The 14415-nt window shown below is 71.9% G+C and carries 12 protein-coding genes; all 12 read right to left on the bottom strand.

Annotation, left to right across the window (positions count from 1 at the left end; genetic code table 11):
• Positions 1 to 88: 88 nt before the first annotated feature.
• The 12 genes from fmt to pyrR all read right to left on the bottom strand — a co-directional run bounded on the left by fmt (position 89) and on the right by pyrR (position 14383).
• A complete protein-coding gene (fmt, locus tag WFJ17_RS08120) occupies positions 89 to 1039 on the bottom strand; it encodes a methionyl-tRNA formyltransferase (RefSeq protein WP_292887140.1) in 951 nt (316 codons plus the stop codon).
• A 55-nt stretch (positions 1040 to 1094) separates the two neighbouring features.
• Complete coding sequence (locus WFJ17_RS08115) at positions 1095 to 3110, bottom strand: primosomal protein N' (protein WP_251439739.1); 2016 nt, start codon at positions 3108 to 3110, stop codon at positions 1095 to 1097.
• Positions 3111 to 3139: 29 nt separating this feature from the next.
• Positions 3140 to 4333, bottom strand: coding sequence for a methionine adenosyltransferase (gene metK, locus WFJ17_RS08110; RefSeq protein ID WP_251439737.1), 1194 nt, complete (start codon positions 4331 to 4333; stop codon positions 3140 to 3142).
• A 145-nt stretch (positions 4334 to 4478) separates the two neighbouring features.
• The gene (rpoZ, locus tag WFJ17_RS08105) at positions 4479 to 4733 is read right to left on the bottom strand and encodes a DNA-directed RNA polymerase subunit omega (protein WP_251439735.1); all 255 of its coding nucleotides are present in this window, start codon (positions 4731 to 4733) and stop codon (positions 4479 to 4481) included.
• A gap of 94 nt (positions 4734 to 4827) precedes the next feature.
• The gene (gene gmk / locus WFJ17_RS08100) at positions 4828 to 5742 is read right to left on the bottom strand and encodes a guanylate kinase (protein ID WP_251439733.1); all 915 of its coding nucleotides are present in this window, start codon (positions 5740 to 5742) and stop codon (positions 4828 to 4830) included.
• A complete protein-coding gene (pyrF, locus tag WFJ17_RS08095; protein WP_336648126.1) occupies positions 5735 to 6577 on the bottom strand; it encodes an orotidine-5'-phosphate decarboxylase in 843 nt (280 codons plus the stop codon). The genes gmk and pyrF overlap by 8 nt, the downstream gene beginning before the upstream one ends.
• Positions 6574 to 9861 (bottom strand): carbamoyl-phosphate synthase large subunit, encoded by a 3288-nt coding sequence (carB, locus tag WFJ17_RS08090; protein ID WP_336648125.1) that lies wholly within the window; start codon positions 9859 to 9861, stop codon positions 6574 to 6576. The genes pyrF and carB overlap by 4 nt, the downstream gene beginning before the upstream one ends.
• Positions 9861 to 11012 carry a glutamine-hydrolyzing carbamoyl-phosphate synthase small subunit gene (carA, locus tag WFJ17_RS08085; RefSeq protein ID WP_336648124.1) on the bottom strand — a complete coding sequence of 384 codons (1152 nt, stop codon included), beginning with the start codon at positions 11010 to 11012 and terminating at the stop codon, positions 9861 to 9863. Before carA ends, carB begins: the two co-directional genes overlap by 1 nt.
• Entirely contained in the window at positions 11009 to 11548 is a 540-nt protein-coding gene (locus WFJ17_RS08080) for a PH-like domain-containing protein (RefSeq protein ID WP_251439720.1), read from the bottom strand. Before WFJ17_RS08080 ends, carA begins: the two co-directional genes overlap by 4 nt.
• The gene (locus tag WFJ17_RS08075; RefSeq protein WP_336648123.1) at positions 11545 to 12846 is read right to left on the bottom strand and encodes a dihydroorotase; all 1302 of its coding nucleotides are present in this window, start codon (positions 12844 to 12846) and stop codon (positions 11545 to 11547) included. The genes WFJ17_RS08080 and WFJ17_RS08075 overlap by 4 nt, the downstream gene beginning before the upstream one ends.
• The gene (locus tag WFJ17_RS08070; protein WP_251439716.1) at positions 12843 to 13847 is read right to left on the bottom strand and encodes an aspartate carbamoyltransferase catalytic subunit; all 1005 of its coding nucleotides are present in this window, start codon (positions 13845 to 13847) and stop codon (positions 12843 to 12845) included. The genes WFJ17_RS08075 and WFJ17_RS08070 overlap by 4 nt, the downstream gene beginning before the upstream one ends.
• Positions 13844 to 14383 carry a bifunctional pyr operon transcriptional regulator/uracil phosphoribosyltransferase PyrR gene (gene pyrR, locus WFJ17_RS08065; RefSeq protein ID WP_295033009.1) on the bottom strand — a complete coding sequence of 180 codons (540 nt, stop codon included), beginning with the start codon at positions 14381 to 14383 and terminating at the stop codon, positions 13844 to 13846. The genes WFJ17_RS08070 and pyrR overlap by 4 nt, the downstream gene beginning before the upstream one ends.
• Between the last annotated feature and the right edge of the window lie 32 nt (positions 14384 to 14415).

The following is a 14415-nucleotide window of genomic DNA, read 5'->3' as shown; positions in this document are numbered from 1 at the left end:
CGGGCGCGGGCGTCCCGCGGCGAAGGGCGATGCCCGCTGCCGCCGTCCCGCCGCTGCGGTCCCCGGCGGTCCTGCCGCCCCTGCGCACTCACCGCTGCACGCCCTGTGCATCGCCGGCGCCGAGTCGCACCGCGGCGCCCTCGGCGGTGCGCAGCCCCCGGAACCAGTCGGCGGCGGCCATCGCGGCCTTGCCCGCGGGCTGCACGCGCGTGAGCAGCAGCGGGTGGGTGCCCGTGCCGACGAGCACCCCGTCGCGGACACCGCGCAGCTCGCCCGGGGCCAGTGGATCCGTCTCGCCCGTCCTCGCGAGCTCGCGCACCTTGAGCGGCGTGCCCTCGAACGTGGTGTGCGCGCCCGGCTCGCTGGTGACGCCGCGGTAGCGCGCGTACACCGCGTCCGCCGACGCGGCCCAGTCCAGCAGGCCGTCCTCGAGGGTGAGCTTCGCAGCGTGCGTGGGCTCGCCCTGCTGGGCCGTCGGGCGGGCGGTGCCGTCGGCGATGGCCGCGACGGCGTCGGCCATGAGCGCGGCGCCGTCGGCGGCGAGCGAAGCGAGCGCGTCGTCCGCCGTGGCATCGTCGGCGACCGGGTAGACCCGCATCGCGTGCACGTCGCCGGCGTCCAGCGCCGGCACGAGCTGGAACACGGTCGCCCCCAGCTCGGAGTCGCCCGCGATGAGCGCCCGCTGGACGGGCGCTGCCCCCCGCCACGCCGGGAGGAGGGAAAAGTGCAGGTTGATCCAGCCGTGCTCCGGTGCGCTCAGCAGCGGCTCGCGCACGAGTCCGCCGTAGGCGACGATGACGCCGAGCTCCGGTCGCAGCGCGGCGATCCTCCCGGTCGCCTCCTCGTCCAGTCGGGCGGCCCTGATCACCGGGATCCCGAGCGCGTCCGCCTCCTGGGCGACCGGCGACGGCGTGAGGATCCGTTTGCGTCCCAGGGGCGCGTCGGGGCGGGTCACCACCGCGACGATCTCGTGCTCGGCCGCGAGGCGACGGAGGGTGGGCACGGCGGCCGCCGGGGTTCCGGCGAAGACGAGACGCATGGGGGTCCTTCGAAGGTGCTTCGGATGTGCGGGACGACCGGGTCGTCCGGGTGGTTCAGAGGTCGGGTTCGGTGACGTCGAGCCTCACCGAGAGCGTAGTCCGTGCGGTTCTGCCGCGCCCCCGCCGTCGCCCCATCGCCTCCGCGACCACGGCGGCCCGGAGCGCGGCGGCCACACGAGCGCCCTCCGCGTAGGGGAAGCGCACGAGCGCGCGCTCCCTGCCGTCCTCGTCGCCGTCGATGGGCACGGGGCCGAGCACCGCGTCCGGCGGGAGTTGCAGCGCTGCGAGGTCGTCGAGGGCGCGCCGGACGCCCGTGCCGGTCCCCTCGATCTGAGCGACGCGCACCGAGGGCGGCATGCGCAGCGGCGCGCGCTCGGCGAGCTCGGCGCGCGCGTAGGCGGGCTGGGTCCATGTGGCGAGGGCGCGCGCGACTGCGCCGTCGACGCCGACGAGGTGGATCGGCGCGCCGGGCGCGCCGAGAGCGGCCGCGTTGGACCACCAGCGCAGGCAGGACTCGCCGATGCGCAGTTCCGGCGCCTGCAGCATGCGGGATCCGTCGAGCAGCACCACCGCGCGGTATCCCCCGTCGGCGCGCGGCTCGGCCCCGCGCGTGGCGACGACCAGAGCCGGCTTCGCATCGACGCGCTCGACCGGATGGCTGCCGTCCGCCACGATCACCCGGATGCCGGGGAACGCCCGTCCGAGCTCCTCGGCGGTGCGCTCGCTCCCCGAGGCGGCGAGGCGCACGGTGTCGCCTCCGCACGAACCGCAGGCCCAGAGGCGTGCTGCACGTCCGCACCAGCCGCACACCGGGGTCGCCCCGCGGTGCGCGGCGCCCAGCGGTCCCCCGCAGGCTCGGCAGCGCGCGGGCGTGCGGCACGAGGCGCACACGAGCGTCGGCGAGAACCCGGGCCGGGCGACCTGCAGCAGCACGGGCCCCATCGCGGCGGCCTCCCGCGCGGTGAGGAAGGCCCGGGACGGCAAGCGCTGCCCGCGCCGGTCCAGATCCTCGGGGGAATCCAGCACCACGCGCGGAAGCCGCCGTCGGGCGGCCGTGATCGAGCGGATCCAACCCGTCTCCACCAGGCGCTCCACATCCGTGGTGCGGGTGTGACCGGCGAACAGCAGAGCGGAGCCCTCCTGCTCCTGCCGGAGCAGCGCGACATCGCGGGCGTGGACCCCGGGCGCGAGCGGCTCGGCGAGCAGGCTGTCACCGTCGTCCCAGAGCGCCACGAGCCCCGCCCGGACGGGCGCGTAGGCGGCGGAGCGGTTGCCCACGACGATGCAGGGAGTGTCCTCGAGCGTGCGCAGATAGGCCCGGTAGCGGTCGGGATTGGCCTGACGGGAGTCCAGCCGTGCGACCGGAGCGCCGGGCGCGAGCACCTCGAGCGCGGCGAGGAGCTGATCGAGGTCGCGATAGTCGGGTACGACGAGGATCGCGGAGGCACCGCCGGCCAGCGTGCGCGCGGCGGCGGCAGCGAGCAGTCGGGTCCACTCGGGCAAGCCGTCGGAGCCCGGCTGCGGGATCGCCTCGACCGCGAGCCGCGCGGAATCCGCGAGCGCCTCGGCGAGCCCGGAGTACTGCGCGATCACCTCGTCGGCCGCTCCGATTGCGCTCCCCTGCGCGTCCTGTGCGTCGGCCGCGTCGTCGGATCCGGCTTCCGCGGCGCCCGGATCCTCATCGCGTCCCCCCTGCTCCTCCCCGCCGGCCGCGAGCCACGCCTTCTCGACCCGGACCTGACGCTTGGGCACGATCAGCCGGAGCACGTCCGAGGCGCCGCCGGCCGCACGATCCGCGACCCGGCGGGCGAGGGCATGCAGCCGCTCCGGCAGCACCCTGGCGCGTGACACCACCGCGTCGAGCTCGGCGAGGGCTCGGGCGTCGTCGTCCTCCGTGGCGAGTTCGACCAGATAGGCGTCGATGACCCGGCCCGCGGAGCGCAGCGGCACCCGCACGCGGACCCCGGGCAGGGCGTCCGCGAGGAGCTCGTCCGGGATGGCGTAGTCGAACAGCCGGTCGAGCTGCGGGACCGGCGAGTCCAGCAGGACGCGGGCGATCGGCCGGGGCACGGGCGGGCTCTGCGGGAGGACGGGATCGATCAGAGACCGGCGGCGCGGCGCAGATCCTCCGCGCGGGTCGTCTGCTCCCAGGTGAAGTCCGGCAGCTCGCGGCCGAAGTGCCCGTACGCGGCCGTGGCGGCGTAGATCGGACGCAGCAGGTCGAGCTCCTCGATGATGGCCTGCGGGCGCAGGTCGAACACCGAGCGGATCGCGCGGGTGATCGTCTCGTCGTCGACCTTGCCCGTGCCGAACGTCTCGACGTACAGGCCGACGGGCTGCGCGACGCCGATCGCGTACGCGACCTGCACCTCCAGGCGCTCCGCGAGTCCTGCCGCGACGGCGTTCTTCGCGACCCAGCGCATGGCGTACGCACCCGAGCGGTCGACCTTGGACGGGTCCTTCCCGCTGAAGGCCCCACCGCCGTGGCGGGACGCGCCGCCGTAGGTGTCGATGATGATCTTGCGGCCGGTGAGTCCGGCATCGCCCTTCGGGCCGCCCGTGACGAACGGTCCCGCCGGGTTGATGTAGTGCGTGACGCCGTCGAGGTCGAGCCCGGTCGTGGCGAGCACCGGATCGATCACGTGCTCGCGGACGAGCGCCTTGAGCTCCTCCTGCGAGACCTCGGGGTTGTGCTGGGTCGACAGCACCACCGCATCCACCGTCTTCGGCGTGAAGCCGTCGTAGCCGAGGGTGACCTGGGTCTTGCCGTCGGGGCGCAGGAACGGCAGCGTGCCGTCGCGGCGCACCTGGGTGAGACGCTCCGCGAGCCGGTGCGCGGTCCACGCGGCCATCGGCATGAGCTGAGGCGTCTCGGTCGTCGCGAACCCGAACATGATGCCCTGATCGCCGGCGCCGAGCAGGTCGCGCGGATCGCGGGACCCGCCCTCACGGTGCTCCTGCGCCTGGTCCACGCCGCTCGCGATGTCGGCGGACTGCTCGCCCACCGAGACGCTCACGCCGCACGACGAGCCGTCGAAGCCCGTGTCGCTCGACGTGTAGCCGATGCCGTTCACCACGTCGCGCACGATCGTCGGGATGTCGACGTATCCCGAGGTGCGGATCTCCCCCGCGACGTGCACGAGACCCGTGGTGACGAGCGTCTCGACGGCGACGCGCGCTCCGGTGTCCACCGCGAGCAGTCCGTCGAGGATCGAGTCGGAGATCTGGTCGCAGATCTTGTCCGGGTGTCCTTCGGTGACGGACTCGGAGGTGAACAGACGCAGCGCGCTCATCGGTGCTCCCATGGTGTGCAGGGCGGGTGTGCGAGGCGGGTGGGCCCCGGGTGAGGGGCCGGACCCGACCTCAGTATGGACGGAGCCGCCGACATCCACGGACGGGATGACGGCGGCTCCCAGTCTGAAACCGCGCGGGCTCAGCTCACTCCGCGTGGCGGATGCGGAGCTTGTCCTCGTTGATCTCGTGCAGGGCGATCGTCAGCGGCTTGTCCTCGACCGAGGAGTCGACCAGCGGTCCCACGTTGTCGAAGAGGTTGCCCTCGTGCAGGTCGGAGTAGTAGTCGTTGATCTGACGGGCGCGCTTGGACGCGTAGATCACGAGCTCGTACTTCGACTCGACGCGGTCGAGCAGGTTGTCGATCGGCGGGTCGATGATGCCCTGGTTGTTTCCGGCCATGGTGGACCTCCTGAGTCTGGCGACGTGGCGTCGCGGAGAGGATTGCGGGGTGCTGCTCGGCCGGTTGCCGTGCCCTTCGGAGCCCGGCGACCCGTCAGCGCACAGAGTCTGAGGTCAATTCTACGACCTCGCGGGCGGCCGTGGCGACGTCCTCGTTCACGACCCGGTGGTCGAACTCGCTCTGCGAGGCCAGTTCGACCTTCGCCGTGCGCAGCCGGCGGGTCCTCTCCTCGGCATCCTCCGTGCCGCGGCCGACGAGCCGCTGGACCAGTTCGTCCCAGGAGGGCGGCAGCAGGAAGACGAGATTGGCAGAGGGGTCGGCGGCCCGGACCTGACGCGCGCCCTGGAGATCGATCTCGAGCAGCACGGTCTTGCCTTCGGCCAGCGCCGCCTCGATCGGCTTGCGCGGGGTGCCGTAGCGGAATTTGTTGTGGACGGTCGCGTGCTCGAGCAGCTCGCCCTCGGCGATCATCCGGTCGAACTCGGCGTCGTCGACGAAGAAGTAGTGCACGCCTTCCTGCTCCCCCGGGCGCGGCGCACGGGTCGTCGCCGACACGGAGAGGTGGATCTCGGGATGGTTCTCCCGGATGTGCGCCGCCACGGTGCCCTTGCCGACGGCGGTCGGTCCCGCGAGCACGAGCAGTCTGCTGCGGCCCTCGCGCGGGGCGGGGAGCGGGAACCGTCCGTCGACCCAGGTGCGCAGCGCCTGCTGCTGCCGGGTGCCGAGGCCGCCGAGGCGCTTGACCGGCGAGATCTGCAGGTCGGCGAGGATGCGGTCGCGCTTTCCTGCGCCGATCGCCGGCAGGGCGGTGAGGAAGTCCGGAACGCGCAGCGATCCGGCGGTGGAATGCGGATCCGCCGCGGCGGCCGCGATCACGTCCTGCGGGGCGACCACGCGCATGGTCAGGTCGCGCTTCAGCGACGCCCGCGCGCGCCGGCGCTCGACCGCTCGGCGAGCAGCGGCGACGCGATCGACCTCGGGCACGACGCGCCCTGCCGGTTCAACCACCCATGACCTCCTGGTAGCGCGCGGCGCGCTCTTCGATCGTCGCTGCGATCCCGTCCGGACCAGCGGACAGGATGCTCCGGCTTTCGGAAGCCAGGACGTTACCTGCCAGCGTACCGAATCTCGCACGCAGATCCGCGGGTGTCGCGCCCTGCGCGCCGAATCCCGGGGCCAGCAGCGGCACCGTCCGCAGTGTGTCGTCGTCGAGCGCGAACGCCGACCGGTCGATCGTCGCTCCGACGACCAGCCCGACCGATCCGAGCGCCGTCCCCGCCACGTCCAGTGCCGTCACGTCGCGGGTGACGCGCAGCGCCACCGTCTCCCCCGGCACGTCGGTGCGCGCCTGCTGCACCGAGGCGCCGTCAGGGTTGCTGGTCGCGGCCAGGACGAACACGCCCTTGCCGACAGGCAGCGCCTGCGTGATCGCCTCGGCCAGGGAGCCGCCGCCGAGGTACGGGCTGATCGTCAGCGCATCCGCTTCCAGCGGTGCTCCCGGCGCCAGCCACGCCTGCGCATACCCGGCCATCGTGGTGCCGATGTCGCCCCGCTTGGCGTCGGCGATCGTCAGGAGTTCCGCGGAGCGGGCCGCCGCGAGCACGTCCTCCAGCGCGGCGAACCCGGCAGAGCCGAACCTCTCGAAGAAGGCCACCTGCGGCTTGATCGCCGCGACGCGACCGGCGGCGGCGTCGACGACCGCGAGCCCGAAGGCTCGGACGCCCTCGGCGCTCTGCGGCAGCCCCCAGGAGTCCAGGAGCGCCGCGTGCGGGTCGATCCCGACGCAGAGCGGGCCGTGGCGGTCGATCGCGGAGCGCAGCCGGGAACCGAAGCCCTCGTTCACGCGCGGGCCAGACGATCCTGGGCGTACTCCTGGAGGCTACGCACCTCGAAGCCCTTGTCGGCGGCGTCCATCCCGCTCACCGCGGCGCCGAGCGTCGCGATGGTCGTGAACAGGGCCTTGTCCGCGGCGACCGCGGCCGCGCGGATCTCGTACCCGTCGGCGCGCGCCGCGCCGCCGGACGGCGTGTTCACGATGATGTCGATCGCTCCCTGATCGATCAGGTCGACGATGTTCGTCTCCCCGTTCGTCTGGGTCTCGCTGTACTTCTCCACGACCGTCACCGGGATGCCGTTTCGCGAGAGGATCTCCGCGGTGCCCGTGGTCGCCACGATGGTGAAGCCGAGCTGGTGCAGCCTGTGCGCGGGCAGGATGACGGCGCGCTTGTCGGCGTCCGCGACCGAGATGAACACGGTGCCCGACGTCGGCGTGCCGCCGTAGGCCGCCGCCTGGCTCTTCGCGAAGGCGGTCGGGAAGTCGCGGTCGATGCCCATGACCTCCCCGGTGGAGCGCATCTCCGGGCCGAGCACGGAGTCGACGATACGACCGTCGGCGGTGCGGAACCGCTTGAACGGCAGCACGGCCTCCTTGACCGACACGGGCGATCCCAGCGGCACGCGGGATCCGTCGTCCTCCGGCAGCAGGCCCTCGCCCTTGAGCTGGGCGATCGTGGAGCCGGACAGGATGCGGCTCGCCGCCTTCGCGAGCGGGATGCCCAGCGCCTTCGAGACGAAGGGCACCGTGCGGCTCGCCCGCGGGTTGGCCTCGATGACGTAGAGGACTCCGGCGCTGATGGCGAACTGCACGTTCAGCAGTCCCCGCACCCCGACGCCCTCCGCGATCGCGAGAGTGGCCTCGCGCACGCGGTCGATGTCGGTGCGACCGAGCGAGACCGGAGGCAGGGTGCAGCTCGAGTCGCCGGAGTGGATGCCGGCCTCCTCGAGGTGCTCCATGACACCGCCGATGTAGAGCTCGATCCCGTCGTACAGCGCGTCCACGTCGATCTCGATCGCGTCGTCGAGGAAGCGGTCCACGAGCAGCGGCTTGCCCTCCTCGATGATGACCTCGCCCGCGGTGCGCACGAAGTAGTCGCGCAGCGCCGGGGTGTCGTAGACGATCTCCATGCCGCGGCCGCCGAGCACGAAGCTGGGGCGCACGAGCACCGGGTAGCCGATCTCCTCGGCGACCGCGACAGCGCCCTCCACGTCGATCGCGGTGCCGTTGCGCGGGGCCACGAGACCGGCGTCGTCGAGCAGACGGGAGAACAGCTCGCGCTCCTCGGCCAGGTCGATCGCCTCGGGGCTCGTGCCGAGCACGGTGTAGCCCGCGGCCTCGATCCCCTTCGCGAGCCCCAGCGGCGTCTGTCCGCCGAGCTGGCAGACGACCCCGAGGATCTGTCCCGACTGCGCCTCGGCGTGCAGCACCTCGAGCACGTCCTCGAGCGTGAGCGGCTCGAAGTAGAGGCGGTCGGAGGTGTCGTAGTCGGTCGAGACCGTCTCCGGGTTGCAGTTGACCATGACCGTCTCGAACCCGGCCTCGGACAGCGCGAAGGACGCGTGCACGCAGGAGTAGTCGAACTCCACGCCCTGTCCGATGCGGTTCGGACCCGACCCGATGATGACGACCTTGGTGCGGTCGGAGGGCGTGACCTCGGTCTCGCTGTCGTAGCTCGAGTAGTGGTACGGCGTGAGTGCCGGGAACTCGCCCGCGCACGTGTCGACCGTCTTGTAGACCGGGCGGATCCCCAGTCCGTGCCGCACTCCCCGGACCTCGGCCTCGGTGAGGCCGCGGAGCTCGGCGAACTGCGCATCGGAGAAGCCGTGGTCCTTGCCGAGCCGGATCGTGTCGGCGTCGAGCTCGGGTGCGGTGCGGATCTGCTCGGCGACCTCGTTGATGAGCACCATCTGGTCGATGAACCAGGGGTCGATCGCGGTCGCGTCGAAGGCCTGCTCGATCGTGGCGCCCTTGCGCAGCGCCTGCTGCAGCACGACGATCCGTCCGTCGGTCGGCGTCTTCGAGATCTCGAGGAGCTCCTCGACGCTGCGGTCCTCCTGACCCCAGTGGAACGAGGATCCGCGCTTCTCCAGCGACCGGAGCGCCTTCTGCAGCGCGGTCGTGTAGTTGCGCCCGATGGCCATGGCCTCGCCGACCGACTTCATGGTCGTGGTGAGGGTGGCGTCCGCCGCCGGGAACTTCTCGAACGCGAACCGCGGCGCCTTGACCACGACGTAGTCGAGCGTGGGCTCGAAGCTCGCCGGGGTGACACCCGTGATGTCGTTCGGGATCTCGTCGAGACGGTAGCCGAGGGCGAGCTTCGCGGCGAGCTTGGCGATCGGGAAGCCGGTCGCCTTCGAGGCCAGCGCCGAGGAGCGGGACACGCGGGGATTCATCTCGATGACGATGACACGGCCGTTCTCCGGGTTCACGGCGAACTGGATGTTGCAGCCGCCGGTGTCGACGCCGACCGCGCGGATGATGTCGATGCCGATGTCGCGGAGGTTCTGGTACTCGCGGTCGGTGAGCGTGAGCGCCGGGGCGACCGTGATCGAGTCGCCGGTGTGCACGCCGACGGGGTCCACGTTCTCGATCGAGCAGACGACGACCGTGTTGTCGGCGGTGTCCCGCATGAGCTCGAGCTCGTACTCCTTCCAGCCGAGGATCGACTCCTCCAGGAGCACCTCGGTGGTGGGCGAGTCGTGCAGGCCGGCGCCGCCGATGCGGCGCAGATCCTGCTCGTCGTAGGCGAAGCCGGATCCGAGACCGCCCATCGTGAAGGACGGGCGCACGACCAGCGGATAGCCGAGCTTCTCGGCGCCGGCCAGGAGCTCGTCCATCGTGTGGCAGATCACGGACGCGGCGACGTCGGCGCCGGCGTCCAGCACGAGCTGCTTGAAGATCTGGCGGTCCTCGCCCTTCTGGATGGCGTCGACCTTCGCGCCGATGAGCTCGACGTCGTACTTCTCCAGGATCCCCTGCTCGTGCAGCGCCATGGCGGCGTTGAGGGCGGTCTGGCCGCCGAGGGTCGGCAGGATCGCGTCCGGCTTCTCCTTGGCGATGATGGTCTCGATGACCTCGGGGGTGATCGGCTCGATGTAGGTCGCGTCCGCGAAGTCCGGGTCCGTCATGATCGTGGCCGGGTTGGAGTTCACGAGGATGACGCGGACGCCCTCCTCGCGGAGGACGCGGCACGCCTGGGTGCCGGAGTAGTCGAACTCGCAGGCCTGACCGATGACGATCGGGCCGGATCCGATGACGAGGACGGAGTGGATGTCGTCGCGCCTGGGCATTACTTGCTGTCCTTCTTTGCGAGGTGGGCGACGACGACGTCGCGGAAACGGTCGAAGAGGTAGTTGGCGTCGTGCGGGCCGGCCGCGGCCTCCGGGTGGTACTGCACCGAGAAGGCCGGGATGTCCAGGGCGCGGAGCCCTTCGACGACCTGGTCGTTGAGGCCGACGTGGCTGACCTCGACCTTGCCGTAGCCGTGCGGGCTGTCGAAGGATCCCTCGATGGGCGCCTCGACCGCGAAGCCGTGGTTGTGCGCGGTGATCTCGACCCGGCCCGTGGCCTTGTCGAGCACCGGCTGGTTGATGCCGCGGTGGCCGAACGTGAGCTTGTAGGTGCCGAGCCCCAGGGCGCGGCCGAACAGCTGGTTGCCGAAGCAGATCCCGAAGTACGGCAGGCCCGCATCGAGGACCTCTCGGAGCACCGCGACCTGCGCGTCGGATGCGGACGGGTCTCCCGGCCCGTTCGAGTAGAACACCGCGACCGGCTCGATCGCGGCGATGTCGGCGAACGCGGAGGACTGCGGCAGCACGTGCACGTCGAACCCGCGGGCGGCGAGGTTGTCGAGCGTGGACTGCTTGACGCCGAGGTCGAGCACGGCGAGGTTGCCGATCCGCTCCCCCGTCGCGGGGGTCACCTCGGCCACGTCGACGGAGACCTGGGCGGACAGGTTCTGCCCGGCCATCTCCGGCGCCTCGGTCACGCGGCGCAGCTGCTCGTCGGCCTCCAGCGCGGCGTCCGCCCCGGAGAAGATGCCGCCGCGCATGGATCCGGCGGAGCGGATGTGGCGGGTCACCGCGCGGGTGTCGATGCCGCTGATGCCGACGATGCCGTCGCGCACCAGGGTGTCGTCGAGCGAGGCGTTCGCCCGCCAGTTCGACACGACGCGCGAGGGGTCGCGCACGATGTACCCGGCGACCCAGATGCGTCGGGACTCGGGGTCCTCGTCGTTCATGCCGGTGTTGCCGATGTGCGGGGCCGTCTGGAGCACGATCTGGCCGGCGTAGGACGGGTCGGTGAGGGTCTCCTGGTACCCGGACATGCCGGTCGCGAAGACGACCTCGCCCAGGGTGGTGCCGCGGGCGCCGTAGGCGCGCCCGACGTGACGCGTGCCGTCCTCGAGGACGAGCACGGCGGAATCGTGGGAAAGGGTCATGCGGATTCTCCTGTCTCGGAGGCAGCGTCGGGGCGCTGCGAGCTGATGAGTCGCTGGAGGTCGGCGAGGGCGGCGCCGGAGACGTCCGTGTTGCCGATGTCCCCGGTGATGCGGAGGTAGCTGTCGACGACGGTGCCGTCGTCCGTGCGCCAGGCGAGACGGATGAGGCCGCCCGGCTCGACCACGCGATCGATCGTGACCGTCGCCCGGTCCGCGCCGATCATGCGCGCGGAGGCGAGGAACACCGTGGGCGATCCGTCCAGGCTCAGCGCGGCGCCGCGGTCGGTGATCGTGAGCTCGCCGCGGGCGCGGTAGACGAGCGGCCGGACGGCGAGCCGCTCGAGGGACTGGTCGTGCCTGGTCGTCGCCACGTAGAGCGTCTCGTACCGCGCCTGCACCTCGGCGTGCTCGGGAACGCCGAGCGGCGCCGTGAGTCCCGAGTCGCGGCGCAGCCGTGCGCGCCACGCCCAGACCCCGGCGAGGATGAGCAGCACGGCGACACCGAGGACCACCGCGCCGGCGATCTGCTGGTTCACGAGCCGAGCTCCACCAGGACGCCGTCCTCCACCGTCGTGTACCCGCGGTGGACCGTCCAGCGCACCGAGCCCGGCAGCTCGCGGCCCAGATACGGGGAGTTCGTGCTCTGACCGCGCAGATCCGTCTCCGCGAACACGCCCTGCGCGTCCGCGTCGTAGAGCGTGAGCTCCGCCGGCTGCCCGACCTCGATCGGCGTGCCGTGGCCGGCGAGGGATCCGATCCGCGCCGGGGCGGAACTCATGACGCGGGCGACGTCGGACCAGTCCAGCAGTCCGGTCTGGACCATGGCCTGGTGCACGACCCGCAGCGCGGACTCGAGACCGACCATGCCGTTCGCGGCCGCCTGCCACTCGCAGGCCTTCGCCTCGCTCGGGTGCGGCGCATGGTCGGTGGCGACGATGTCGATCGTGCCGTCGGCGAGGCCTTCGCGCACGGCGAGGACGTCCTCCTGGGTGCGCAGCGGCGGATTGACCTTGAACCGCGCGTCGTAGCCGCGGGCGAGCTCATCGGTCAGCAGCAGGTGGTGCGGGGTGACCTCGGCGGTGACCGCGACTCCGCGCTTCTTCGCCCAGCGGATGAGCTCGACCGAGCCCGCGGTCGACAGGTGGCACACGTGCAGCCGGGATCCGACGTGCTCCGCGAGCAGGATGTCGCGGGCGATGATCGACTCCTCGGCGACCGCCGGCCACCCGGCGAGGCCGAGCTCGGCGGAGACGGCGCCCTCGTTGAGCTGCGCCCCCTCGGTGAGCCGCGGATCCTGCGCGTGCTGGGCGATCACTCCGTCGAACGCCTTCACGTACTCGAGTGCGCGGCGCATGATGAGCGGATCCCACACGCAGAAGCCGTCGTCGCTGAAGACGCGCACGTGGGCGCGGGAAGAGGCCATGGCGCCGAGCTCGGCGAGCCGCTCCCCCTTCTGCCCGACGGTGACGGCGCCGATCGGCTGAACCGTGGCGTAGCCCGCGGCCTCGCCGAGGGCGAGCTCCTGCTCGACGACGCCGGCCGAGTCGGCGACCGGGGACGTGTTCGGCATGGCGAACACGGCCGTGAATCCGCCGGCCGCGGCGGCGCGGGTGCCGGAGAGCACGGTCTCGCTGGCCTCGTAGCCGGGTTCGCGCAGGTGCGTGTGCAGGTCGACGAGGCCGGGCAGGGCGACCAGGCCGTCGGCGTCGATGACGCGCGCTCCGGCGGAGGAGACGCGGGAGCCGATCTCGGCGATGCGCCCGTCCCGGACGAGGACGTCCGCGGAATCGGTGCCGAGGATCTTGGCGCCTCGGAACAGCAGGCTCTCGGTCATCGGTCTCCTCGATTCATCTCGTTGTCCTCGGTCCTGGTCCCTGAGCCTGTCGAAGGGCCCGCCGGGGCTCCGGCCAGCAGCATGTACAGTGCGGCCATCCGCACCGAGACTCCGTTGGCGACCTGTTCGAGCACCGTCGAGCGCGCGGAATCGGCGGCCTCGGAGGAGATCTCCAGACCGCGGTTCATCGGGCCGGGGTGCATGACGATCGTATCGTCGGGAAGGAGACGCAGGCGGGCGGCGTCCAGGCCCCAGCGTCGCGTGTACTCGCGCTCGGAGGGGAAGAAGGCGGCATGCATGCGCTCGAGCTGGATCCGCAGCATCATGACCGCGTCCGGCTCCTCGGCCAGCGCCGTGTCGAGGTCGTACAGCACGCGCACGGGCCAGGAGCTCACATCCTGCGGGATGAGCGTGGGCGGCGTCACCAGGGTCACCTCCGCACCGAGCGTCGAGAGCAGCCAGACGTTCGACCGGGCGACGCGCGAATGCAGCACGTCGCCGACGATGACGACCCGGAGGCCGCTGAGGTCGCGTCCGCGGCTGTCCGCGCCGAACCGGCGCTTTCGGATCGTGTAGGCGTCGAGGAGGCCCTGGGTGGGGTGCTCGTGGGTCCCGTCGCCGGCGTTGACGACACCCGCGGAGATCCACCCGCTCGTGGCCAGGGTGCGCGGTGCTCCGGATGCCGGGTGGCGCACGACCACCGCGTCCGCGCCGATCGCCTGCAGGGTCTGCGCGGTGTCCTTGAGGCTCTCGCCCTTGGAGACGCTCGATCCCTTCGCGGCGAAGTTGATGACGTCCGCCGAGAGGCGCTTGGCCGCGGCCTCGAACGAGATGCGGGTGCGGGTCGAGTCCTCGAAGAAGAGGTTGACGACCGTCTTGCCGCGCAAGGTCGGCAGCTTCTTCACCTCGCGCGACTGCGTGTCCGCCATGTCCTCGGCGATGTCGAGGATCCGCAGGGCGTCCTCACGCGCCAGGGTGCGCGTGTCGAGCAGGTGCCTCATTCGTCCCCTCCCTCGATCGAGACGAACTCCTCGCCGTCGTCCTCGCGCAGGCGCACGTTCACCCGCTCGGTGCGGGACGAGGGGATGTTCTTGCCGACGAAGTCGGGACGGATCGGCAGCTCGCGGTGCCCGCGGTCGACCAGGATCGCGAGCCGGACCACGGCCGGGCGCCCGATCGACTGCAGCGCATCGAGCGCGGCGCGGATGCTGCGTCCGGAGAAGAGCACGTCGTCGACGAGCACGACGGTCTTGCCGTCGATCCCGCCGGCGGGGATGTCCGTCCGGTGCGGGGACCGGGTCGGATGCTTCGCGAGATCGTCGCGGAACAGCGTCACGTCGAGCGAGCCGACCGGGACGGCGGTCTGCGCGATCTCGGTGATCAGCAGCGCGAGGCGCTCGGCGAGCGGGACCCCGCGGGTCGGGACGCCCAGGAGGACCAGATCCTCCGCTCCTCGATTGGACTCGAGGATCTCATGGGCGATGCGCGTCAAGGCGCGCCTGATGTCGGCTTCCTGCAGCACGATGCGTGCGCTCATCCACCGGCTCCCTTCTCCGCCTCACGGGACGG

The organism is Microbacterium sp. MMO-10 (genome assembly GCF_037148715.1).
Taxonomy (GTDB): domain Bacteria; phylum Actinomycetota; class Actinomycetes; order Actinomycetales; family Microbacteriaceae; genus Microbacterium.
This window is presented reverse-complemented; position numbering and strand designations above follow the sequence as displayed.